The following is a 23200-nucleotide window of genomic DNA, read 5'->3' as shown; positions in this document are numbered from 1 at the left end:
ATTTGTTCTTCAAATACGATTTCGGATTCACGCTAAAACAGCAACAGCCACTAAAACAAGGATTGAAACCCATTGAACCACGGGGCAGGAATGTGGAATGTTCCGCTAAAACAGCAACAGCCACTAAAACAAGGATTGAAACTCTCTTCAATCTTGCAGGTTTGTATGTTATCCAACATTATCTAAAACAGCAACAGCCACTAAAACAAGGATTGAAACTTCTATAAAACTCAAGGCTACCTCTATTGTATCCTTCTAAAACAGCAACAGCCACTAAAACAAGGATTGAAACATTCTCTTTCTCTAACCTGATCTCTATGTATTTTTTGAAAAACGGTAACAGCCACTAAAACAAGGATTGAAACTGATAAGAAACACGGCAAGCAACAATTTCATTCTGGAAAAACGGTAACAGCCACTAAAACAAGGATTGAAACCACAAATTCTTCCCCTGACATTCTTTCACTCCTTTTATATTGAAAAACGGTAACAGCCACTAAAACAAGGATTGAAACCAATAATCTATAATCATTTTGCCTCTCCTCTCCTTTTGAAAAACGGTAACAGCCACTAAAACAAGGATTGAAACGACTATGTTCTAAAATATCCATTATACCTATAAGACAGAGAAAAACGGTAACAGCCACTAAAACAAGGATTGAAACATAAAATTGACTGCATCTTTCATTAATTCATCTCCATGAAAAACGGTAACAGCCACTAAAACAAGGATTGAAACCCTTTGTATTACGATACAATCCTATTCCTACTTCCAGGAAAAACGGTAACAGCCACTAAAACAAGGATTGAAACATTGCCTGATTGATCCTGAACCCTTACATGCTGGACAGCTAAAACAGCAACAGCCACTAAAACAAGGATTGAAACTTCAAAATTCTTCCCGTGTCAAGCTGAGGCTTACCACTAAAACAGCAACAGCCACTAAAACAAGGATTGAAACCTGCTTCATTTCCAGGGAACCTGGATACGGCTTCCGACACTAAAACAGCAACAGCCACTAAAACAAGGATTGAAACTATTTTGGTCGTCTTCGACCAATGTTACGTTTTCCGGACTAAAACAGCAACAACCACTAAAACAAGGATTGAAACTTATTTATTTCTTTAATAAAAGGAAGTATGGACAGTACTAAAACAGCAACAGCCACTAAAACAAGGATTGAAACATACTCTCAACTTTTCCTCTAGAGAAAGTATGTCAAGCTAAAACAGCAACAGCCACCAAAACAAGGATTAAAACTGCGGGTTTGATTTTTCCAGGAAGCTTAAAACTCCTGCTAACACTCCAGTTTATTCTTTGAAAGTTGGAGAATATCGGGTACTGCTTGCTGTTAGGGATTTGCAGCTTATTATCTTGGTCCTGGAAGCTGGAAATCGGAGCAAAGCATACAGAAAGTTTTGTAAAAACTTTTTTTACGGTCAGCAATCGGTTATTTAACTCACCTTTCAAAGATGAGTGATTTTCCGTTATCCTCTGGCTTTGTTTGTGTATGCCTAATAAAAGAATAATCCTGCCAATAACGATTTTGTTAATATGGCAGGTATTTTTCCATGTTTAGAAAAGAAAATAACGATGCTTGTTTTGTGTCCATTTCTTCCACAATAATTTTGCTTTTTTTGGACTCTTTTTCCTGAACTACCGCAATCTTGATCTCAGACAGTTTTTCAATGAGCTTTTTCAAAGAGAAACCGTACATTTTGGTCTCCCATGCCAGGTATCTGTAGAAAAGTAGGCCAGCCATAGCCAAAAACACATGAACTCTAATGTTTTCATCCTTGTGATGATATACTGGTCCTACAGGAACAAGCAAGTGATCATTCAACAGTTTAAAATCATCTTCAACAAGATTCTTACTGTTATATGTTTTCACTATCTTTTTAGTTTGCCACTTTTGCTTATCCGTAAATAGGACGTTCTTCCCAAACGTCTTTTCGCACTTTTTTTCGTTTTCTTCATCAATCCAGAACTTTAACTGAGGAAAATTCTTCCCTTCCAGAGCATCAATTATTTCATATTTTATAACGCTATTGCATTTTTTCAGAATAATTCCTGCAACCTCACGTTCTACGCTGCTCCTGTTTCTTTCTTTTCCTTTACTGCTTTCTAATCTTCTCTGGAGATCCTCCAAACTATCAATTATTCTTGATTTGTTTGTTTCATAAGTGCTCTTTTGAAGCTTGTAAGTTCCTTCGTTGTAGGTTATTACGGTTGTATATTCTGCTCCGTAAAACTGGTGTTTTGTTCTGTATCCAAAAATTTTGTTACCTTTCGAATTCTTGTATAAACACTCATATTTGGAAAGCGGAACATCGAGAAGCTCCTCGGCTTGATTTGTTTTTGCAGATCCTACAAAACTCATTTTTGAGGTTACCTTTTCAATGTTATCTTTTGAGTTGTTACCCTTATCGAAAACAAGAACAAGATCTTCAGAACAGATATTTAATTCAGTCAGTCTGTTTATGATTTTATCTACTATGCCTGAAAATTCTTCAGAGTCATGAACATTTCCAGGATATGTTTCATGAATAAAAGGTATGTTATCCTCGTTTACAGCTAGCGAAACACATATTTGATTTTTGTCTTTCCTATGCTTTTTGTTATATCCTTTATGAAGCAGTTCGCTCTCGTCATCATAATTGTTAGCATATGTAAACCAGTTTGATTCATCCACAAACATTATTGATGGAGTTAATCCCTTTCCTACAAGAACTCTGCAGAGATCGTCTACAATCTTTTTCATAGTATCTAAGTCGACATAATTCATTTGGTTCAAAAAATTCTGACAATTTAACTTGTGCGGGAATTTCCACATGAAAGCTAAAGGGGATTTTTTGAACCACTCTTCAATCCCGTTTTCACTTAAAACGCCGTGACTTTTTCCGATTACATCAAGTAAGAGGTATTCTCCAACACTCAATCCATCTATTAATTTTTTGTCAGTATGCTTGTTAACTATGTCAATGAATCCAAGTTCTTCATTCACATGAAGAAGTGCGGCAAGCTTGCCGTAATCAAAGGATCTAAGTTTATCATAGGGCAATGATTCACATTGCCTTTTCATCTCAAGTATTTTTTCTGCGCTACCCAGATAAACCTGAAAAATGGTTTTTACCTTTCCATCAACTCTGGCAGATTCTACTATATACCAGTAAGGTTTCCCATTGACGAGTTTCTTTCTTAAAAATACCATAGTATTAATTATGATCTACCTATATAAATAAATTTTTGAAATAAACAATACTAATAGACTTTTTAAAGTGAATTTAAAACTTAGGATCTACAAATAAAAAATTTGCAAAAGGTCAGCTGATACTGTTTTTTAGAGAAAAGTGAGGTTAAAATCACGTTTCTTTGAAACTTCAGTTTAACAGCGGTTTTCGGAAATTATTTTCATCTTCTAAGCAGGCTGCCGGGGATTTTCCTGGACTGAAAAAAAGATATTGTGAAGATAAAAGACATAGAAGAAGAGACCCAAACTATATTAGGGCAGAATAAGAAAAGAACTTCTGGAAGGAGGAATAAAATCCATGACAGAAATGACTCTGATCGAAGCACTGGAAAAACTTGCATTAATCGCAAAAAAAGGAATAGATGAACCGATTCATATTCCGGATAATGCAGATGAACCTGTTACAATTGGTGAGGCAATTAGAGCGATACAGGATCACGCTTCTGACATTTCTGAAACTGATGATTATATCATAAGTAGTGAGGGTATTCGGAAAACAGGGGAAGATGGAAGCGAGATTGTATATCAGGTTAAAGAAAGTCAGTGACAGCCTTTACTCTCTATTCAAAACTAAATAGCTTCGGGGTCGCTATGCATAAAACTTTTAGGAAATTTAATGGTAAAACCTACATGCTCGATGAGCTCAGTTATTTCGGACTGGATAAATCCGATGCCGGGAAGAGAAAAGCGATGTTGAAGAAGAGTGGACTTGGGGTAAGGTGCATGAAAAAAGCAAATGGCAAGTACGTAATATATCGTGAGTACGTTGGGGACATAAACAAAGAAGATGGCTCTTCATTTTTTAGGGTGGGCTAAGAGCCTATCAGAAAAGTAGTTACCTGCTGTAACTTTTACAACCTCTGATATGCAAACCCGTAGCAGATACTTTGATATTATAGACGCATTGTAACTTTTCAACATGCATTACTGACTTTTCGGACAGATTCTAAAACTAATTTTACCCCCAAACTCACCGGAACCCAAAGCCTAAAATAACTCCCGGAGTAATTCTCTAAATGGGAGAATAGTCATGACCAGCGAAACCGAAACTCCGGAATGTTGTCCTCCGTTTGACCCCGCCCCCTGGGACGGCAAACTCTTTGAATGGAAGAATAAAAAGTTCATCAAAGATTCCGTGACCACTCAGAATTACATGCCCCTGAACTTCGGGGAAGTAGTTATGAGGATGAACGAAAAAGTTGCCAGGGCAGGGGCTGAAATTCCTGACTGGCTCTGCCTGTCGGACCACACATCAGAAAGCAATATGGACCTCTATCTGGCTGTTGATAGAGAGGTCGAGGGAGCTGAAAACCTGACCCTGAGCGGGAAGTTTTTGAGCAAAGTCTACGAGGGAGATTTTGAAAAAACAGGGGAATGGTGTGCGGACTTTGAAGGGTATGCAAAAGGGCAGGGGCTTGAAATTAAGAAATGGTATATGTGGTATACCACCTGTCCGGCCTGTGCCGAAAAATACGGGAAGAATTATGTTGTGATTATTGCAGAAGTCCAATAAATCGAGTTAGAATAGCGGCGGTTTGAGTATACAGGCTGATAGTTGAGTTTATAGAGTTTATAGTTACTTGAGCGGAAATTTTGATCCGGGATCTTTCTTCTTCTGGCCGGTGGCAGAAAAAATATATTAAAAAAGAGTTGGAATGCCGGCAAACAGAATTTTTTCCTGAGAAGGAAAGATTTAATTTCCAGCTCTGGAAAGCTGGTTTATTCTCTTTTGGAATCTTCTTCTAGAATATAGAGAGATCAGTATCTAACCAGTTATATATAAACCTGGGGAAAGTACCTAACCAGTTGCTTATAATAATGTGGTTAAACATCTAACCAGCTACATATAAATAAGTGGTTAATTATCTAACCAAATTATATAAACCACAAAGGACATAGAATAAACCATATGGATTTGATGCAACTCTCGGCTCAGAACCCCTGGTGGAGGAATCCTGCTGCTATCCGGGATGATGCCAAACTGAAAAAACTGGATGAATCGCTCATGAAGTGGAGTCCGGGGCTTCTTTCGGAGCTGAAGTTTGACAGGGACAGGATTTACACTTTGAGGGGGCCGAGGCAGGTTGGAAAGACTACGCTGGTCAAGCTCATAATTCGGGAGCTGCTTGAAAAAATCGAGTATTTCCAGAGCGTTTTTTACTTTACCTGTGACCTTGTGGCTGATGAAAAAGAGCTTTTTGAGGGTCTGGATCTCTACCTTAAGTGGGCGGCAGCTTTCCGGCTGGAGAGAAAATATATTTTCCTGGATGAAATTTCTTCGGTCCGGGACTGGGAAAAGGGACTGAAGTACCTTGTTGATACCGGAGCCCTGAATAATACAACCGTAGTCCTGACAGGGTCTCACTCGATCGATATAAAGAGCAGCATCGAAAGGCTTCCGGGGAGGAGGGGGGAAGGAGAAGGGACTCTGGATAAGATCTTTTTTCCGATGAAGTTTTCCGAATATGCGGAGACCCTTAACTCCGACCTGAAGCAGTTCATGGAAGCAAACAGGCTCGTTGAAGCCGAAAAAAGGAAGGAAATCCTTTCAAACCTGTCCGAAGGCAGAGCTGACCCTCTCTTGAACATGCTCCTCCTCTACCAGCCCGAACTTGATAGGCTCTTTGACCAGTATCTGCTCACCGGAGGGATCCCGAGAGCTGTTAACGAGTTTTTCTCAAAAAACAAAATCGATGGCAGCACCTATGAAATCTATATACAGTCCCTCATAGGCGACCTGGCCCGCTGGAACATTCCGGAGATGCCGGTAAAACAGGCTCTCAGAAGCATAGCCGGAAAGCTTACAACACCCGTTAGCTGGAGGAGTATCACAGATGAAACCGATATCGGAGCTCACGTAACAGTCCGGAAATATGTCACTGCCCTTGAAGACTCTTTTGTCCTTAACGTGCTCTATCCCCTTGACCTTCCAAAAAAGACTGCAAACTTCAAAAAAGCGAAAAAAATCTACTTCCGGGACCCTTTCATCTTCCATGCCCTGCACGCCTGGGCTTCAGGCCTTACTGACTACTTTGAATCTGCAAATCTCTATCTCAGCAGCCCCGAAACCAGAAGCAAACTGGTAGAATCCGTTTTTCATTCCCATTTGCTGCGTTTCATATATGAAAAATATCCGAGCGACGTCTTCTCCCCTCATGACCGCGTCTTCTATTTGAAAACAGGCGGCGGCAAAAAAGAAGTTGATTTTGTCCTGAAAGAAAAGGGAAGCATTCTTCTCGGAATAGAACTGAAATACCAGAACCGGATAAACAGCAGCGATTATCGGGGCCTGACTGTATTTGAAAGAGGAATCCTTGTTTCAAAAGACAGATTTGATCTCAGCGGAAAATATGTTACATTACCAGCTTCCATCTTCCTGCTTCTGCTGTAACTTCTTTTCCCCAGCTTCCTGAGAACAAAAATATTAACAGAGCATCTCCCTCCTGAGCGGACGAAGCTCACCATAAAAACCGATATTGCAAACTTTCAGGCGTTGCTCTTTTTATATCGGATAAAACCGGTAATCGAATGCAGCAGAAATCCGGCAAAAGCCATACAGATTCCGAAGAAAATCAGTAGCAACAGAAGTAAAATAGTCAGCCCTAAACCAGGGATCTCTCCGGGGTAAGGTGTCTGTAAAAAATTCAGGGTCACATACAGCCCACCTGAAACAAGAAGGAGACCTGGCAGGGTAAAACAATAAAGCGGCTTCTTAAATTCCATCTCGTTCAAAACGTTCGACAAAACATCCCGGCAATACCTTGAATGATTTCCCGTTGAGCGGTACACATCATACACTTGAGTCACATATTGAAGCGTAAGATCACCTTTCTGGTCACAGATAAATTCTTTCAGGTTTATAATATTGGACAAGTTTTCTGCTACGAAGTGCACTCAATATATAAAAATCCATCCGGAGAAAATTAGAATTTATTCCCGAAGAGGGAATTTACTTTTAAAGAATACTACTTTTTAGCTCTTGAAAGCAAACTGATCACAATATGAGCAGGGAGATAAACATCCGACCAGCCGTTTATAAGTGAGTGGTTAAGCACCTGACCAACCATTTGTAAATAAATGGTTAAACACCTGACCAGCCCGGAAAAAAGGAAAGTTACTTCTTTTTCTCTCCTCCTTTTCCAAGATTTTTCCTGACAACTTTTCTTCTTTGCCTTTTTTCCTGGCCCCTGCTTTTATCAGTTCCCTCACCTTTTGGTTCTTGCCTTGCCCATCCGCTCTTCTTAGTTCCCTCTCCTTTCGGCTCTTTCCTTTCCCATCCGCTTTTTTTAGCTCCTTCTCCTTTTGGCCCCTTTCTTGTCCCTTCTCCTCTTTTAGCTCCTCCTCTCTGCTCTCTTTCCTGTCCCCGGCTTCTCTTCACTATCTCGCTTGTGGGCTCTTTTCTTGTCCAGAAGCTCCTCCTGGCTCTCGGCTTTTCTTCTTCCGTTTCCTCTTCGTCTTCCTCTTCATCGAAGTCGATTCCGAGTTTGGAACTTATGGAGTTTCTTGCCTGTCGGGCATCGGGATAGTCCGGCCGGATCCGGAGGGCTCTTTCAAAGGCTCCGAGGGCTTCGTCGTCTTTTTCAAGACCGGCAAGAATCATACCCTTGCAGTACCAGGCTTCGGCTAAATCTGGTTTGATTGAGATAGCTTTATTGCAGGGCTCAAGTGCTTTTTTATATTTACCGAGCTTGAGGTGGACCATTGCTTTCCCGACCCGGGTCTTTGCATTGTCCGGGTTTATCTTGAGGGCGGAATCGTAAGCTATTGCAGCTTCAACCGGACGGTCCAGGCTGTAGAGAGCAAAGGCTTTCCCTTCCCAGGCGCGGGCGAGGTTAGGGTTTATTTTAAGAGCGGCATCATAGGCTGTTATGGCCTCCTCATATCTGCCCAGGTCAGAAAGGACAGTGCCCTTTGCATGCCAGGCGCCAGCCAGTTTGGGGTTTGAAGCAAGGGCATTTTCAGAGGCTGCAAGGGCTTTTTCATGCTGTCCGAGCCTGCAGAGGACGGAGGTTTTCAGGTTCCAGGCCTTGTCATGATCCTGCTTTATCTCAAGCAGCCTGTCAAACGTCTGCAGGGCATCTTCTTCCCTGTTGAGCTGAAGGAGCACGAAACCTTTTTCGTAGAGGTAGGCGGGATTTTCAGGTTCGATCTCAAGGGCTTTTTCATAGGCTTTCAGGGAATCCTTATACATCCTGTGCCTCAGAAAAACCGAGCCTTTACCTGCCCAGGCGGCTGCATTCTCAGGGTTTGTCTCCAGGGTTTTTTGATAAGGCTCAAGGGCTTTTTTCAGGCGGTCATATGCTGTTTCACTGGATTTGTCTGCCCTGCCCGCACCGGTCCTAGGGGTTCTGCCTTTCTTGCCTGCGCCTTTTTTTCCTGTTTTGCCTGCTCTGTCTGGCCTGCCTTCCTTGCCTGTCCTGCCTGGATTTTTTTTAAAATCAGTTGCCATAGTATCGGTCCCGTGTAATTCGGTTTAGAGTGATTTTCCGTGTAATTCGGTTTAGAGTGATTTGATAGAGTGATTCTTTTTTTGCATGAGAATTAGGTACACACCCAACCTCCCCTGCGGGCGGCAAATTCTCCGAGAAATCTTATTTCAAAGTCCGTTCTCTTATTTCAAACTGATCCTGTGAACTTATTATATCTCCGGAGACGAGAAATAACCTCCTCGAAGTTTCGGAAAAGCCAAAATGACTGTTATGAAATAACTGATACGAATGGATAATCTTTTCACATGGAAAAAAACCTGCTGATATAATTAAAATGCAAATAGACATTCCCCGGTTAAAAAGACCGACAGATAACGTATTTCTGTTTCAGTTACCGATATAATATATTTAGATAAGTTTGACTAAAAATATTATAAAACTTTCCATTATATCCCAATATTGATAATATATATTATATATTAAAATACCATAATAATATTATGCGTATTGTCCAGGTACTTATTCCGGTGGGGAAACGAGAGCCGGTCCTGGCCGTGCTTGACAACGAGAAGATCGACTATGCGGTCTGGGACGAAACAGGGAGAGGGGAGTTCGAAGCCCTGGTACAGTTCCCCATACCTCCTATCGGGGTCGAGCCTGTGCTCGAAAAGCTGCGTGAAGCGGGAATCCGCGAAAATGCATACACAATCGTCCTGTCACCCGAGACGGTTGTTTCCTCACGCCTGGAAGCGTTGAAGAAACGTTATTCCGGACTTCGCATTTCCAGGGAAGAACTCATCGCACGTGCGGAAGACCTCGCACCCGCAACTTCCACTTTTTGTGCTTTTCTTGTCCTGAGCACTATTATCGCTACAGGAGGGCTGCTACTTGACTCTGCTGCAACAATCATAGGGGCAATGGTGGTTGCCCCGCTCATGGGCCCGGCAATCTCAGCCAGCGTCGGGACAGTCATCGATGAGAGAAAACTTACCACCCGTGGTATAAAACTACAGGTAGGAGGGCTCCTGCTTGCAATCCTGGTCGCTGCTGCGATAGGCGCAATCGTGAAAGGAACACTGCTTTTGCCTCCTGGTCTCGATATCCGCGACATAGGCCAGATTGCTGAGCGTACCAGCCCTAACTTCCTGTCCCTCTTCCTTGCGCTGGGCTCAGGGCTTGCCGGCGCCATAAGCATTATGCGGGGCTCAGGTTCGACCCTTGTGGGGGTGGCAATTGCCGTTGCCCTCGTTCCTCCGGCTGCAACATCGGGGCTCGGGTTTGCCTGGGGATTCTATGATATTGCGCTGACAGCGGCTGTACTGGTGCTCGTGAACCTGCTTGCCATCAACGTATCTGCCCTCATCCTGTTCTGGATTTCAGGCTTTCGTCCGGCTGAGGAAAAAGCTGTTGGTCGTGCACGCGCCGAGGTGATCTCGCGTGCAGCAGTTCTTGCTATTGCAATCGCCTTCCTCTCCATAATCCTCGCTCTTGTTACTTACACATCCTTCCAGGCCGCCCTTGTTGAACAGCAGGTTAACCAGGAACTTGAGATAATGTTTGAAGAACCCGAATATGCAGAAGCAGGATTTATACTGAGCGGGATCATAAATATAGACTATAAACCCGAAGACATCCTGCTGGAAATGATCGTCGACCTCATACCCACAGTACCCCTGCAGAAAAAACCGGTCATTGTGAATTTTGTCGTGGGGTATCAAGCCGGGGAAGAAATTCCTCCTGATATTGCCAGCACAGCTGAAGAACGACTGAAAGAAGTCACTGGCAAGGAAGTTGAAGTCACTGTCGGCTTTGCCATAGCTCAGCAGACATCAGATTAAGCTCCGGGACACCCTCCCACCGGAAATTCCCCTTTTTTCCTGCGCACCGTGAGAACTGATATTAAAAAACAATTGAAACCCCATGAAAATCAAATTACTTTTTAACTTTTGAACCCGATTAACTGCACAGGATGTTTATCCATCCTATTCTTTTAACATATATCCATCAGCATCTATCCATTTTTAATGATGATTTACCATGACCCGGAGTTACTTCCCCAGCATCTTCTCCCACACTTCAAAACCCCGTCTTTTCGAACCCGGGGAACCCGAATTCTGGAATGACCCTCATATCTCAAAGAGCATGCTTGAAGCTCACCTTGACCAGAACCATGATGGGGCAAGCCGGAAAACTGCAGAAATCGAAAAAACGGTTCACCACCTTACAGGTTCAGGTTTCCTGAAAACAGGAGATAGGGTGCTCGACCCTGGATGCGGCCCGGGTCTGTATAGCAGCAGGTTATGCATGGAAGGCGTGCAGGTCACAGGAATCGATATATCCCGGAGATCTATAGACTATGCCCGCAATCTGGCTGAAAAGGAGCAGCTTGATATTGATTATGTCTGCACTGATTATTTCGACATCGAGTATGAGGAAACCTTTGATGTCGTGCTTCAGATATACGGGGAAATCTGTACTTTTTCCGAGGAAAAACTAGACCTTCTCCTGAACCTCATCCGCAGGGCATTGAAGGATGAAGGGATTTTCATCTTTGATGTGTCTACACGAGCGCTTCGAATGCGGGAAGGGCTTAAGAACAGGTGGTACGTCTCAGAAGACGGCTTCTGGAGGCCCGGCAAGCACCTCGTGCTGGAAGAAGGATTCGATTACCCGGAAAATGACACCCGGATGAACCAGTATATCATCGCAGACGAAGATGGAGCGGTAAAGACATACAGGCTCTGGATACATGATTATTCCCTTGAAACAATAAGCCTGGCGCTTGAGCAGAGCGGATTTGAAGTTGAGCAGGTATGGAACAGTCTTTCGGGAGAAACGTACGGAGAAGGCGGAGACTGGATAGCCATAGCTGCGAGGAAAGTCTAGCCGAATTACCTGCCGGTGAATTGAAAATATCGGTTAGTCTAAAGGTCTCTCGATAATGGTTCAGATGATTTTGAAAAACGTATAAAGATATTCGGGAAGCAGACCGACTGGAAATAGACCGACTGGAAATAACAGTCCTTATGGATAATTACACGGATATATTTCTAATAGAAAGTACCGACGTATGCAGACGACCTCAGTTACCTTTTTTCCCGCAGATACTTTTTGCCGAACACGGCTTTTCGTGCCTGATCAAAGTATGGGCAGGGAATGAGGAGCACACCGTGTTGATGGATGCAGCAGTCACTCCAGCCAACCTATTTAATAACGCAGAGCTTTTGAAAGCTGCTTGGCAGAATAGAAGCTGTTGCCCTCAGCCATGGACATCCGGACCATTTTCTCGAGCTTGTTGACCTTTTGAAATTCGTGAGTAGAGAGCAGGATAAAGAAGTCCCACTTGTTCTTCATCCTGATGCCCTCCTTGAACGCCGCTTTAATATTCCTGTAATCGGGCACCCTTTAATACTGCCCGAACTTGATGAAGGAGAACTGAAAGAAGCAAGAGCTGACATCGTAAAGTCCGAAAAAGCGTTCCCGATTGCAAACGGTCTTATCCACACAACCGGCGAGATCGAGCGCAAAATCCCCTTCGAAAAAGGTTTCCCCGGGCTGAGGCAAAGGTTAACGGGAACTGGATAACTTACCCCTTCCGGGATGACCAGGGACTTGTGATAAAATTGAAAGGTAAAGGGCTTGTTGTTATAAGTGGTTGCGCTTGCACAGGCTGGAAAGCAATAAACCGCTTTGCCGAAGAGATGCCGGAACAATTTATACTCAATTCGGTCGGCACAATATACTCAATTCGGTCGGCACAACCTATGTATCTGGCGGAAATCCCTGAGGCGAGATAGCCGAGAAGGAAAAAAAGCTGGAAAGTAAAACTGTAATTGTCTCAGTCTCCTGCTTCAGTCGATCAAAAGGATGGACATGGGTTCAGGCTGTCCCTTGATAGGGAATGCCAGAGGCATTTCAGCTTCTTCTGCCGTCTTTTTCATATTGATCCCGACAGCATGTTCCGGAATCCTCGCCATGTTTGAATGAACGCAAAGCCCTTTTTCCACATTGCACTTTTCACAGAGCCTGCAAGAACCGTTGACAAATGCAACTGCAAAGGTAAAACCTTCGTTAAAAGCCGCCTTTTCAAGCTCGAGCATTGAGAGCAGCATTTTTTTGCTGTAGTCGAAATAGTCGTCCCAGAACTTTCCTGCTTTTTCCTTTGTTTCTGCAGGGGCTTCCGGGTCAAGCCAGGTCTTGTAAGGGGCTTTTGCAATCTCCTCATCAGCAACCGCAGGCGAACGGAACTTGACAAGCAGGGCATACCTGTACTCTTTAAGTATTTCCCGAAACTCGTCAACCGTAGGGACATGCGGCGGACATGTCAGTTTTTTCCCGTACCCTATACAGCCTCTGCACTTTAAGACAACCCTTTTTTCCACAAAGACCTGATAGGTGGGAATTATCTTTGCGTCAACAGCTTCCAGCTCAAGGGCTTTTTTCACAAGGAACTCAAGTTCTTCGGAGGTTACATCTTGAAACGGCATAATCTTCCCTTCTCAAACCTATTTTTCACTCAAAAACGGCACAGAAGTCATTTATCTCTTCGCCATTTTACCAGAAGACCGAATAATACTTAACTTTATTCAAATACATTTGACGCAGGCAATAGATCACTTAACTCTTAATCACTCGCTCAAAAGGACTCGTATAAATGATAATTGCAGCATACTTTTATTGCTGCATTTTCATAAAAACAAACGTAGGCTGGGAGGGTAGTTATTAGGACTTACGGCATTGTCCGGCTATCTTAGACTACCACCCTCACTCCTACGGCTCTCCGGCAATTTAACATGTTACAGCTCTGTGCTCACAGAGTCTGGCGATTTTCCACGAGCTTACGATCTGTAGAGAGCAGAGGGATATTTGGTCTCCAGCCTATAAAATCGTATTGTGGGGGATCAAAAAATGTATTTGAACATCGGTATTGATATCGCTAAGGATGCTCATGAAGCCTGTATTTTGGACGATGAGGGTAAACAGATTGGAAGGTATATCCAAATCAAGAATTTAAAAAGCAGTATCGAGAAATTCATAGAACGTGTGGAATCAGTATCTAATAGATTAAATTCAATTCCTCGGATTGGAATGGAAGCTACGGGAATATACTGGTATGCCATATATTCGGAACTTTCAAAACACTATGAAATTCATGCCTACAATCCTTCTCAGGTAAAGGGGTTTGCAGCGGTCAACATTAGGGGATCAAAAACCGATAAAATCGATGCAAAAACAATTGCTGCGATACTTCAATTTGGGGAGGCGCCAAAAACCTGTTATGGCGATAAAAAAAGAATGGAATTGAAAGAATACTGTGGATTCCATTTCAAGTTGAAATCAAATGTGGCTAATCTAAAGAAGCGGTTAATACGTAACGTACATCTTATCTTTCCCCGATATGACCAGATGTTTTCCAGCATATTCACTAAAACATCTATAGCCATTCTAAATGAAGTACCAAGACCCTCAGATATGCTTGGGAATGGGAGAGGAAAAGCTCTATGAGTTTATGAAAAAAACGAGCAGAAATCATTACAGTCCTGAGAAAACAAGAAAACTCTTAGAAATGGCGAAAGATTCAATTTCTCCTGACTTTATTGGAGGAGGCTTTATTATTTGGAGGTCAAGTCCTTGCTTAACCTGATTGAATACATGGAAAGCCAGATAAAAGAAGTGGAAACCAGGATTTTGGCTGCTTGGGAAACGTTGAAGGATAAGCATTACCTTCAGACAATTCCTAGAATTAGTGATTTAATGGCGGCTATGATCTGGGCGGAACTTGGAGACGTGGAGAACTTTCAACATCCAGACCAGATAGTCGCTTTTGCAGGATATGATCCAAAAGTAAAAAAGTCTGGGAACAAGGAAGTTATTTCAGGACCTAACAAAAGAGGATCAAGATTGTTAAGATGGGTTTTGGGGAGAGCTGTTGTGCAAGCAAAGATGCATAATCCGGTGATAAAGCAGTATTTCATGAAGAAAATAAGTGAGGGGAAACACTACAATACTGCACTTTGTGCGGCAGCTAAAAAGATGATAAGGATTATTTGGTCGGTAGAAAAGAATAAAAAACCTTTCCAAGTCCCGACATAAAGTAACCTGGTAGGAGAGGAGAGATGAGGAAAAGGATTGAATAACGGTAGTGGTGGCTATAGATTTTTGTTGATAGATGTAAAAAAGGAAGAACGATTTGTAGGTTTAGAGGAAACAAAACAACCTTATTAGACGTCTTCACGGAAATTTACCGCGCTTACAGCGCGGCTTTTTCATAATGGAGTTATCTTGATTAAAAAATGGAATGTAAAAAATCATTTATAACATGTCTAAATTACGAATATCTCTGACCCGCACAACCATATTCTCTATCTTGTGTCCTTCATATTTGTGTTTCTTGATTTAAGGATTGACTTTTAATATTTTACCAATCTTTAACGGCAAACTTTCAGGGAAAATAGTACTCCTATAAAGGTAATATAAAAAGATATATAATTAACAATGAGTAACAAAAAAGAAAACAAAAGTATTAAATATCAGTTAGTAGTATAGAGAAGTGTCTCTACCCGACAGACACAAATATGAAATCGCCTCCTAAATCGTAGAAAGCACCTGCAACTCCTTTTTTACCCCTGCCTGGAAAAAGCGGGCAGGGGTCAAGGGTGCTACATCATTTATGGGATTTCCATAAAATCTCTTCAAAAGCAAAATGTTGGTTTCCTTGAAATTTATTTTGAATGGGCAATTTGGTGTAAGAGTTTATGAAACGTCCAGAAGTAAGCTGCATATCTTAAAGCTAAAAAGAATTAGACGATTATTATTAAAATGAGTAGAGATAATTAATTAGAAGCCCAAACTCGCCTTTCAGCAACTTTGTATTTTTTCATATTTTCAAAGTAAGCTTGAGAGACAGAGGATTATGTTACTGTATCTGAAGGGGGTTGAAATTACGATTTCGAGGAAAATGAATCTGGAAAGTTTGGATGAATCGAAGAAATATCGTGTTGGAGCATATAGTGCCAGATATGTCCGAAAAACAAGAGATAAAGGAATTCCCAAGTATGAATTTCCCGAGGAGGGTATGAGCCCGAGGGCAGCTTATCAACTGGTACATGATGAGCAGAGTCTCGACGGCAATCCTTTCCTGAATCTGGCAAGTTTTGTCAACACATGGATGGAACCGGAAGCAGATAAGCTTGTCATGGAAAACATCAGCAAAAATATCATAGATATTTTCGAATATCCCCAAACTTCCAGAGTTATTCACCATAATATTGTGAATATGCTTGGCCGCCTTTTTAATGGCCATCACACCGATTTTGTGGGCACGTCAACAGCTGGCTCTTCGGAAGCCATAATGCTGGGTTTGCTGGCTCATAAGTGGAACTGGAAAAAATCAGGGGGGCAAGGTACTGATAAGCCAAACATAATTTTCGGAAACGATGCTCACGTTTGCTGGGATAAGTTTGCCAGGTACTTTGATGTTGATGCCAGAAAAGTTCCTATAGACAAGGACAAGCGCACAATCACGGCTGAAGCTGTCGCAGAGAGGATTGACGAGAACACGATCTGTGTCGGTTGCGTTCTGGGGACGACCTTTACAGGAGAAATAGATCCTGTAAAAGACATTAACGATTTACTTCTGGAATATAAGAAAGAAAAAGGCTGGGACATACCCATCCATATCGATGCTGCAAGTGGCGGCTTCATATTGCCCTTTACCGAACCGGATTTTGAGTGGGATTTCAGGCTGGAAAGAGTAAAATCCGTAAATGTTTCAGGGCATAAGTACGGATTGACTTATCCGGGCCTTGGCTGGCTGATCTTCCGTAATAAAAGTGACCTCCCCGAAGACCTGATTTTCCATGTAAACTACCTTGGGGAAATGGAAGATTCGTACACCCTGAACTTTTCAGGAGGCAGTGCAATGGTTGCGGCCCAATATTACAATTTTTTAAGGTTCGGAAGAGCTGGTTATACCGGAATAATGAAAAAAATCCTTGACGTTTCCCAGGATCTCGCCAGGAAAGTTGACAGTCTGGGCCGTTTCGAAATGCTGAACAAAGGAGAAAGGCTCCCTATAATTGCTTTTAGACAAAAAGAGGAAACTGGTTATTCCCTGCTTCAGCTCTCGCACAAATTGAGGGAAAGAGGATGGATAGTCCCTGCCTACTGTCTCCCGGAAAATGCGGCGGATATCGAGATAATGCGCATCGTCGTACGAGAAAACTTCACTCCGGACATGGCATCAATTATAGTCGAAGACCTTGAAAAAGCCTGCCAATTCCTTGAAAACGGAACTGAATCCGGGACAGAAAAACCATGTCCATCAGAAAAGGAGATGGCCCATATTTGCTAATCCGGCCAATATCTGTAAACAACGGGCATAAAAAGGTTTCTTAGGGGAGTTACAGATGATCAAACCTCCTTAACAACCCTGAATCCCAGGCTGTTGAATTTCTGATCCTGCGGCGCAAAAAGCCTTTCAGCAGACCTGCAGCAGCCTGCATTTCCGTTCCAGCCCCCTCCCCTTCTTATCCTAACGGGAGTGGATATTCCCTGGAATTGGTTTTCCCATGCCCTGCCGTCCGGAGGCGCTCCTTTGTAGCTGATATGGTACTCGTCCTGCACCCACTCACCTACATTTCCATAGATGTCGTAAAGCCCCCAGGGATTGGGCTTCTTCAAACCGACCGGATGAGTTTCAAGTCCTGAGTTTTCAAGAAACCAGGCATATTCTTTAAGTTTCGTTTCGTCGTTCCCGAAAAAGTAGCTGCCTGTGGTTCCTGCTCTTGCTGCATATTCCCACTCGGCTTCTGTGGGGAGGCGGTAAACTGATTTCCTTTCGCCAGTAGTTTCAAAAGCATTAAGTTTTCGGATAAAAGCCTGAACCTCTTCCCAGGAAACAGTTTCAACCGGATGTTTTTCCCCCCGGAAATATGAGGGGTTACTTCCCGTAACTTTACTCCACTGTTCCTGTGTAACCGGATACCTGCCAAGATAAAAAGGCTTTTTTATAGATACCCTGTGTACGGGGCTTTCCCAGAGCTTTCTGCGCTTCTCACGGGAAGGAGAACCCATATCAAATTCTCCTGCAGGAAGCAGAACAAACTCCATTCCGATTGAGTTCCAGATCATGGTATAGATTCCGATTTGACTGCCACTGAAGTCTGAAATCGAATCTCCGGCTGACTATCAGTTCCGGTACTGGCTGAGTTTTTAGTAAAATTCTCAGCTAAAGCTTCAGCCAAGTTATCAGGTAAGTCCTCAGACAAAGTTTCAGCTAAGTTCTCAAACGTAGATGCAGATGCTTTTGAGCATGTACATTCTTTACAAAGGTATCTGTTTGGGTCCAGAGGCTCACAACTCCAGTAAAAATAAGAAATACTCTTCAGCTTCTTGCTATTTTCTTCTTCTGTTTTTTAATTCTTCCTGTTTGATTTTTATTAATTTTTTGTTTTTTAATTCTGTTTGCATTATTTAGACTGAGTTTCAATTTTAGGTGATCCCTTATTAACCGGGTGATATTATCCGGATATCCGAAATTAGGATCTGTTTTATTGATACCCCTTGAGGGACTGAACCTGTCAAGTCTGCGACTCAAAAAGGAACAGACAATTCATATCTTGACATGGAGAATCTCATTAAAATTCACAGATAAGTAAATATAATCACCTCCGCCAGCTTGTCTGGCGGCCCTTAACAAAAAGAAAAAGAAGCAGAAATTAAAGAGAAATGAGACCAAAATTTCTGCCTGTTGACCTACTGTTTTCTTTTTCACTCACAAGTGTCTCAGAAGCTTTTAATTGCTGGCATGTTGTTTTTTTCTTTACGTGCTCTTTTTCTTCTTTTTTGTTTTCTGGGGAAAGACCGCTCTCCTGCGTCGAGCGGGACAGGAACGACTCGAGATAGAGAGTAACATTATATGGGGAAGAAATCTTAATTTAGTACGGGAGTGAAGCGTCTGTCTCTAATATATAAAATAATCTGCTTGAGCGTAGCGAAACAGACAGCGTACTGCAGAGCCTCTCCTCTGCTAGCGAAACTCGGGCTATCAACCATGTAAAGGTGGACCACCCAATTTTTAGTTTTCACATTATTAAAGTTCCATATTATAATTTAGATTTAATTTTTCATATTCTTATTATAGTTTTTCAAATAATGCTGCAATAAAAAGAATTCATCAGAGAGTCCGAAAATTCGAAAAACATTAAAATATAAGGAGAGAAATTAGGCTCAAGAATGAAAAGTTTTTTACGGCTTAAACAAAAAAGTTTTTAATGAATTATACGAACAGTGGATAAACTTCAGGTGGACAGATGAAACAGTCACTGGTTAATCTCATCTTCTATTCTGACAGGAGAAAAGATCTTTTACTTCTTCTGAAAGAAGAGCCGAGAGATATCGATACAATCAAGAACTTACTCAACGTAGATGCCAGATCTATCCAACCTCATATTAAAAAAATGAAAGATGCCCGCCTGATAATTGAAGAAAAGAAAGTTTACATGTTATCCGAAATCGGTGAAGTAATAGTTGAAAATATGGAGCCATTCCTGAATTCGATAGAAGTCTTTGAAGCTAATGGCGAATACTGGAAAACCCGGGATTTAACTCAGATTCCCGATTACCTTCTGGAGAGAATTGACGAACTCGAGCACTGTGAACTGCTTGAGCCTGACGCGGAACACATGCTTGAAACTCCGAAAGTTTTCATGGATAATATCCGGAGTTCAAAAGAGATCTTTACTCTTGTCTCTTATTTCCATCCGGAAGCACCTTCCCTCTACGCATCCCTTGCGGAAAACGGAACCAAACTCACGCTCTGCATGACGAAAAATGTCATAGAGCGTCTGGTTACCGGTTTTCCTGAAGAAGCAAAGAGGCTTTTCAAAAGCGAAAATTCAAAAATATTCATCTGCCAGAAACCCTCACCCATTCCAATAATCGTTGTAACGGACAAGTTCCTTTCTCTAAAAATGTTCGAAAATGACGGAAAGTTGAGAGACCAGCTACTCATATCCACCGAAGAAAAAGCTTTAAGATGGGGAAAGGAGCTTTTCTGGCACTGCATGCGGGTGGCTGAACCAACGGAAGAAAAGCCGGATATTTGATTTTTTAAGCCATAACATCTCAAAGTTCACTCTGCTTTTCACGGCTTCGAACTTTTTCGCACTCACAGTAAACCATCTGGATTTTCAGCCCTTTGCTATCTATTTCATGTTCTTTGGGTACATAAGTAAACCCATATATGCCCCCCATTTGTGCAGTGAGTGCAGCTGCAAGGGCATCCAGGATATCGTCTTTTAAAAGGTCCTTTCGCCTGTACTTTGAAAGGGCAAATTCGACGAGTTCATCTGCAAATGGGCAGACCTTACCCAGAACTCCCTTTCTTTCAAGAAAACCTTCATCTTTCTTTTTCGGGTATTTCATGGGAAAGCCTGCAAAAGCCTGAAAACAGATTTCAGGTCCGACTTCTCTGACCTTTTCCCTGAAATTTTCGTTTTCAATCAGGAAGCCGTCCACATCCCGGATTTTGGGCACTATGTTCCAGGCCTGTTTAGATATGCGTTTTCCCGTGAGCCTTTCGTTAACCTCGCAGGCTTCCTTATAGGTTTTTGCATAAATTGCTTCCCTGCACGGCACAGGAAAAATGCTGGACTTCCGGGCTTTCAGAATACTCCGGGCTCCAAGGTCCGAAAGCCGCTCTCCACTCCCTCCTGTTTTCAGGCCTATAGGGATATCGATAAGGATGAGGGGATTAGCCTGTTCATAGTTATTTTTCAAAAAATCAACAAGGCATGAGAACTCTGGGAAAATTTCAACCTTCCAGCTACAGTCAGACTCATTTTCTCCTTCGAGGAACACTGAAAACCATCCCGCTCTGCAGCCGTCAACCCCGACAAAACCTTTTTGCCCATACCTGTACCTGGGGCTGTAAACTTAAAAGAGTTTTTCCTGCGGAGAAGAAGAACTGCGGGAAACCGTTAATTAGCAGCAGAATATACGAAGATAGTATACTAATCCATAGTATACTAATCCGCAGAAATGCTGAGAATCCTTAAAAGATCTGATGAAATCGGAGGCAGGTTATGAAATTCTGGTTGCTCAAAGCCGCAGGCACTCTGGAAGATGAAGAGATAATCCTTGAGAACAGCGTGATTACCATCGGAGGGGCGGAGTTTCCGGATTTGTCCGGTATTGAAGACAAAGAGCAGGTAAAAAAACTCATACTTGAGAAATACCCCGGCATGAGAGGAGAGCTTTCCGAAACCTGGGCCGGAGAGATCTATTCCTTTGTCACGAAAATAAAGAAAGGAGACCTTGTGGCAGTCCCTTTCAAGACCAGAAATGAGGTGTTGGTCGGAAAGGTTACCGGAAACTACGAATACAGGCAGCTCAGCGATTTTATCAGCCATGTCCGGCTGGTCAGGTGGCTTAAAACCGTTCCAAAAGGGTACTTTGAAGAAGAATACGACATAGACCTCAACTCCCCCGAGGCTATCTCCTTAATAAGTACCGAACCTGAAAAGCTTTCGGTTCTTGTAGAAACAAAAAGCCTGGAATCACTCGCCAGAGAACTCTCCTCTACCCTTGGAGACCTGGACTTGATGAAGGAGAAAATGCTTGAACTTGTGGACAGGCTTGCTGAAACCGAAGAAATACCTGAAGTGCGAAAAATAGCGGCAGAAATGGAAAAGATACTGAAAGAAAAATGAGAAAAGAAAAGGAAACTTTCCATTCCTCTACCTGAAAATTAATTTTTACTTTTATTTTTTCTGAATTTTTACTGCTAGTAAATATTTACATTAAATATTTTTATTAAGTATTTTTATTAAGTATTTTTATTAAGTATTTTTATTAAGTATTTTTGTCTATAAGGTCGTTTAAGTCAAGCTCAAACCCTACAACGGCATATCCGAGTGCGAAGTTGCTTATTACCTCGGGGTGGAGTTCCCCAAAGACTCCGAGCTTTTTGCCGTTGACATAAACATCTGCCCGCCTGCCTTCAAGGAAAGCCGGGTCTTCGGACTCTTTTACCTCATAGGGAAGCATCATCTCCCTCAGAAGGGCGTCCACGACCTCATATACCTCGGTGAAGTTTGCCTGCGGGTGGATTGAGACTGCAGCTACATGCTGACCGGTTGTCTCGTTGCTTACGACTTCTCCGAACTCGAAGATCTTCTGCGGAAGTTCCCTGTGCTGGTTTAAGGCAAGAATTTCAAGCAAGTTCGGGAGCACGGTTGTCCTGATCATTGTCTGGTCTTCGCTGATCGGGTGAAGCACGTAGGTAACATCTTCAGTCTCTGGCCTGCACATGTTTTCAAAGTTGATCTTTTCGCTGGTAAGCGTGAAAGGCATAACCTCATAGTAGCCGAGCCCGACCATAATTTCGTTTACCGAAGCCCGCATGAGAGAAATCGGGTGGGATTTGCCCGGGGTATAAGTTTCAGGAACCGTGACCTTGATGTTCTCATAGCCATAACCTTTTGCAATGTCCTCTACAAGGTCATAGTTATGCAGGATATCCGCCCTGTAGGTAGGAACCTTTACCTCAACGGTTTCCTCATCAAGGGCAGATGCTCCAAAGCGCATCCTTTCAAGCTGTTTTACGATTTCTTCAACCGGGAGTTCCATGCCCATCAGAGCCTTCACCTCGCCTTTTGTAAGCAGCCTTTCTTCGGGCTCAAGGTCAGGCAGGACAAGTTCTTCGCCTCCCGGACGGATCACCCTTACAAACTCGATCTGCCCTCCTCTTTCGGCAAGGGCTGTGACCACGATGTTTAAGGCCGTATACACAGCTTCCCCAAGGCCGGTTACATCGATAAAGAGGTCAGTTGTCTGTTCGGTAACAGTTGTGAGTGTCCCGTTGATAATGGGCGGGAAGGACAGCACGTTGTCATTTGCGTCCAGGATTATCGGGTATTTTTCAAAATCCCTGACGAGATGGGCAAACCTTGTGCCTTTGGGATGCTTTTCCAGGATTTCCGTCATGCTCATTTTTTCGGTGTAGTCAAGGGGCACGAACTCAAAGCCGGGGTCAACTGCCATGTACCTGAAGGGCGGTTTCACGTTTTCAAGGTTATGAACCCCGATAGAAACTTTTTTCCTGTTTCTCCCAAGGCCCCAGTGCAGGTCTTCCTGCAGGTCCATGAGAGACTTAATAGAAGAGGACGTAAACTTTACTCCCCTTACAACCGCACACCCGAGGAAGGGCCTGATCTTCAGGATATCCTCACTGACAGATATGGATACCTCATAAGGCTTTATCGCATATTCGGGAAGCCCTGTCTCAAGGTCCAGAAAACCCCTCATTGCCCTGGCTGCCCCTTCCACACTGTAAAGGTCAGGCCTGTCAGGGAAGAACTCGATATCGACATACTCATCTTCAACTCTTTCGATATCGGCCCCGATCATGGGCACCCTTTTTATGATGGTTTCCTTATCTGTTCCCGTGAGTTTCTCAAGGTCTTCATAATGCAAGGTGATTACTGGCATGGGGATTTCATCTCATCTCTTACTAGCT

18 protein-coding genes, 1 pseudogene and 1 CRISPR repeat array (1 of these 20 cut by a window edge) are annotated in these 23200 nt (G+C 42.7%); of the genes and pseudogenes, 12 read left to right on the top strand and 7 right to left on the bottom strand.

Features of this window, described 5'->3' with window-relative positions:
* A CRISPR array of direct repeats spans positions 1–1260; the repeat unit is 37 nt; unit sequence CTAAAACAGCAACAGCCACTAAAACAAGGATTGAAAC; it reaches 116 nt to the left of the window's first position.
* A gap of 289 nt (positions 1261–1549) precedes the next feature.
* The gene (locus MSSIT_RS09875; protein WP_048172052.1) at positions 1550–3211 is read right to left on the bottom strand and encodes an IS1634 family transposase; all 1662 of its coding nucleotides are present in this window, start codon (positions 3209–3211) and stop codon (positions 1550–1552) included.
* 337 nt (positions 3212–3548) lie between these two features.
* Here MSSIT_RS09875 and MSSIT_RS09870 point away from each other — a divergent pair, with 337 nt between their 5' ends.
* From MSSIT_RS09870 to MSSIT_RS09855, 4 genes are all read left to right on the top strand, one after another.
* Complete coding sequence (locus MSSIT_RS09870) at positions 3549–3797, top strand: hypothetical protein (protein WP_048172050.1); 249 nt, start codon at positions 3549–3551, stop codon at positions 3795–3797.
* A gap of 44 nt (positions 3798–3841) precedes the next feature.
* Entirely contained in the window at positions 3842–4066 is a 225-nt protein-coding gene (locus MSSIT_RS09865) for a hypothetical protein (protein WP_048174666.1), read from the top strand.
* Between the two features lie 214 nt (positions 4067–4280).
* Positions 4281–4763: a hydrolase gene (locus MSSIT_RS09860; protein ID WP_048172047.1), complete on the top strand. Its 483-nt coding sequence runs from the start codon at positions 4281–4283 to the stop codon at positions 4761–4763.
* A gap of 396 nt (positions 4764–5159) precedes the next feature.
* A complete protein-coding gene (locus MSSIT_RS09855) occupies positions 5160–6641 on the top strand; it encodes an ATP-binding protein (protein WP_048172043.1) in 1482 nt (493 codons plus the stop codon).
* Positions 6642–6736: 95 nt separating this feature from the next.
* Here MSSIT_RS09855 and MSSIT_RS23165 read toward each other — a convergent pair whose 3' ends face one another.
* Together MSSIT_RS23165 and MSSIT_RS09845 are read right to left on the bottom strand one after the other, a co-directional pair.
* Positions 6737–7123, bottom strand: a complete 387-nt coding sequence (locus MSSIT_RS23165; RefSeq protein WP_148705313.1) for a hypothetical protein — start codon at positions 7121–7123, stop codon at positions 6737–6739.
* A 241-nt stretch (positions 7124–7364) separates the two neighbouring features.
* Positions 7365–8699: a tetratricopeptide repeat protein gene (locus MSSIT_RS09845; RefSeq protein ID WP_048172041.1), complete on the bottom strand. Its 1335-nt coding sequence runs from the start codon at positions 8697–8699 to the stop codon at positions 7365–7367.
* Positions 8700–9179: 480 nt separating this feature from the next.
* Here MSSIT_RS09845 and MSSIT_RS09840 point away from each other — a divergent pair, with 480 nt between their 5' ends.
* The 3 genes from MSSIT_RS09840 (at position 9180) to MSSIT_RS24090 (ending at position 12264) form a co-directional block, all read left to right on the top strand.
* Positions 9180–10517, top strand: a complete 1338-nt coding sequence (locus tag MSSIT_RS09840; RefSeq protein WP_048172039.1) for a TIGR00341 family protein — start codon at positions 9180–9182, stop codon at positions 10515–10517.
* 199 nt (positions 10518–10716) lie between these two features.
* Positions 10717–11565, top strand: a complete 849-nt coding sequence (locus MSSIT_RS09835) for an SAM-dependent methyltransferase (protein WP_052721599.1) — start codon at positions 10717–10719, stop codon at positions 11563–11565.
* 426 nt (positions 11566–11991) lie between these two features.
* The gene (locus tag MSSIT_RS24090; protein ID WP_052721597.1) at positions 11992–12264 is read left to right on the top strand and encodes an MBL fold metallo-hydrolase; all 273 of its coding nucleotides are present in this window, start codon (positions 11992–11994) and stop codon (positions 12262–12264) included.
* 266 nt (positions 12265–12530) lie between these two features.
* Here MSSIT_RS24090 and MSSIT_RS09825 read toward each other — a convergent pair whose 3' ends face one another.
* The gene (locus MSSIT_RS09825; RefSeq protein WP_048172037.1) at positions 12531–13166 is read right to left on the bottom strand and encodes a DUF2284 domain-containing protein; all 636 of its coding nucleotides are present in this window, start codon (positions 13164–13166) and stop codon (positions 12531–12533) included.
* Between the two features lie 421 nt (positions 13167–13587).
* On the opposite strand from MSSIT_RS09825, the gene MSSIT_RS09820 reads away from it, so the two are divergent.
* From MSSIT_RS09820 to MSSIT_RS09810, 3 genes are all read left to right on the top strand, one after another.
* On the top strand, positions 13588–14184 hold the full coding sequence (locus MSSIT_RS09820; protein WP_048172032.1) for an IS110 family transposase: 597 nt from the start codon (positions 13588–13590) through the stop codon (positions 14182–14184).
* Positions 14185–14310: 126 nt separating this feature from the next.
* Positions 14311–14772 (top strand): transposase, encoded by a 462-nt coding sequence (locus MSSIT_RS09815; protein ID WP_156158835.1) that lies wholly within the window; start codon positions 14311–14313, stop codon positions 14770–14772.
* A gap of 865 nt (positions 14773–15637) precedes the next feature.
* Positions 15638–17032, top strand: coding sequence for a glutamate decarboxylase (locus MSSIT_RS09810; RefSeq protein WP_048174663.1), 1395 nt, complete (start codon positions 15638–15640; stop codon positions 17030–17032).
* 59 nt (positions 17033–17091) lie between these two features.
* Here MSSIT_RS09810 and MSSIT_RS09805 read toward each other — a convergent pair whose 3' ends face one another.
* The gene (locus tag MSSIT_RS09805) at positions 17092–17811 is read right to left on the bottom strand and encodes a formylglycine-generating enzyme family protein (RefSeq protein ID WP_231590497.1); all 720 of its coding nucleotides are present in this window, start codon (positions 17809–17811) and stop codon (positions 17092–17094) included.
* A 1181-nt stretch (positions 17812–18992) separates the two neighbouring features.
* Here MSSIT_RS09805 and MSSIT_RS09800 point away from each other — a divergent pair.
* Positions 18993–19787 (top strand): helix-turn-helix transcriptional regulator, encoded by a 795-nt coding sequence (locus MSSIT_RS09800; RefSeq protein WP_048172028.1) that lies wholly within the window; start codon positions 18993–18995, stop codon positions 19785–19787.
* A gap of 19 nt (positions 19788–19806) precedes the next feature.
* On the opposite strand, the pseudogene MSSIT_RS09795 reads toward MSSIT_RS09800, so the two are convergent.
* A pseudogene (locus MSSIT_RS09795) lies at positions 19807–20562 on the bottom strand (DUF429 domain-containing protein); the annotation flags it as partial.
* 203 nt (positions 20563–20765) lie between these two features.
* Here MSSIT_RS09795 and MSSIT_RS09790 point away from each other — a divergent pair.
* A complete protein-coding gene (locus MSSIT_RS09790) occupies positions 20766–21392 on the top strand; it encodes a restriction endonuclease (RefSeq protein ID WP_048172022.1) in 627 nt (208 codons plus the stop codon).
* A 142-nt stretch (positions 21393–21534) separates the two neighbouring features.
* On the opposite strand, the gene pheT is transcribed toward MSSIT_RS09790, so the two are convergent.
* Positions 21535–23172, bottom strand: coding sequence for a phenylalanine--tRNA ligase subunit beta (pheT, locus tag MSSIT_RS09785; RefSeq protein ID WP_048172020.1), 1638 nt, complete (start codon positions 23170–23172; stop codon positions 21535–21537).
* Positions 23173–23200: the final 28 nt, after the last annotated feature.

The organism is Methanosarcina siciliae T4/M (assembly GCF_000970085.1).
Taxonomy (GTDB): Archaea; Halobacteriota; Methanosarcinia; order Methanosarcinales; family Methanosarcinaceae; genus Methanosarcina; species Methanosarcina siciliae.
This window is presented reverse-complemented; position numbering and strand designations above follow the sequence as displayed.

Bases quoted from the DNA above. Each gene is read 5' to 3' on its own strand.
- MSSIT_RS09800 (WP_048172028.1), top strand. From the start codon at position 18,993: ATGAAACAGTCACTGGTTAATCTCATCTTCTATTCTGACAGGAGAAAA.
- MSSIT_RS09835 (WP_052721599.1), top strand. From the start codon at position 10,717: ATGACCCGGAGTTACTTCCCCAGCATCTTCTCCCACACTTCAAAACCC.
- MSSIT_RS09810 (WP_048174663.1), top strand. From the start codon at position 15,638: ATGAATCTGGAAAGTTTGGATGAATCGAAGAAATATCGTGTTGGAGCA.
- MSSIT_RS09875 (WP_048172052.1), bottom strand. From the start codon at position 3,211: ATGGTATTTTTAAGAAAGAAACTCGTCAATGGGAAACCTTACTGGTAT.
- MSSIT_RS09840 (WP_048172039.1), top strand. From the start codon at position 9,180: ATGCGTATTGTCCAGGTACTTATTCCGGTGGGGAAACGAGAGCCGGTC.
- MSSIT_RS09860 (WP_048172047.1), top strand. From the start codon at position 4,281: ATGACCAGCGAAACCGAAACTCCGGAATGTTGTCCTCCGTTTGACCCC.
- MSSIT_RS09870 (WP_048172050.1), top strand. From the start codon at position 3,549: ATGACAGAAATGACTCTGATCGAAGCACTGGAAAAACTTGCATTAATC.
- MSSIT_RS09790 (WP_048172022.1), top strand. From the start codon at position 20,766: ATGAAATTCTGGTTGCTCAAAGCCGCAGGCACTCTGGAAGATGAAGAG.
- MSSIT_RS09825 (WP_048172037.1), bottom strand. From the start codon at position 13,166: ATGCCGTTTCAAGATGTAACCTCCGAAGAACTTGAGTTCCTTGTGAAA.
- MSSIT_RS09865 (WP_048174666.1), top strand. From the start codon at position 3,842: ATGCATAAAACTTTTAGGAAATTTAATGGTAAAACCTACATGCTCGAT.
- MSSIT_RS09855 (WP_048172043.1), top strand. From the start codon at position 5,160: ATGGATTTGATGCAACTCTCGGCTCAGAACCCCTGGTGGAGGAATCCT.
- pheT (WP_048172020.1), bottom strand. From the start codon at position 23,172: ATGCCAGTAATCACCTTGCATTATGAAGACCTTGAGAAACTCACGGGA.
- MSSIT_RS09820 (WP_048172032.1), top strand. From the start codon at position 13,588: ATGTATTTGAACATCGGTATTGATATCGCTAAGGATGCTCATGAAGCC.
- MSSIT_RS09845 (WP_048172041.1), bottom strand. From the start codon at position 8,699: ATGGCAACTGATTTTAAAAAAAATCCAGGCAGGACAGGCAAGGAAGGC.
- MSSIT_RS09805 (WP_231590497.1), bottom strand. From the start codon at position 17,811: ATGATCTGGAACTCAATCGGAATGGAGTTTGTTCTGCTTCCTGCAGGA.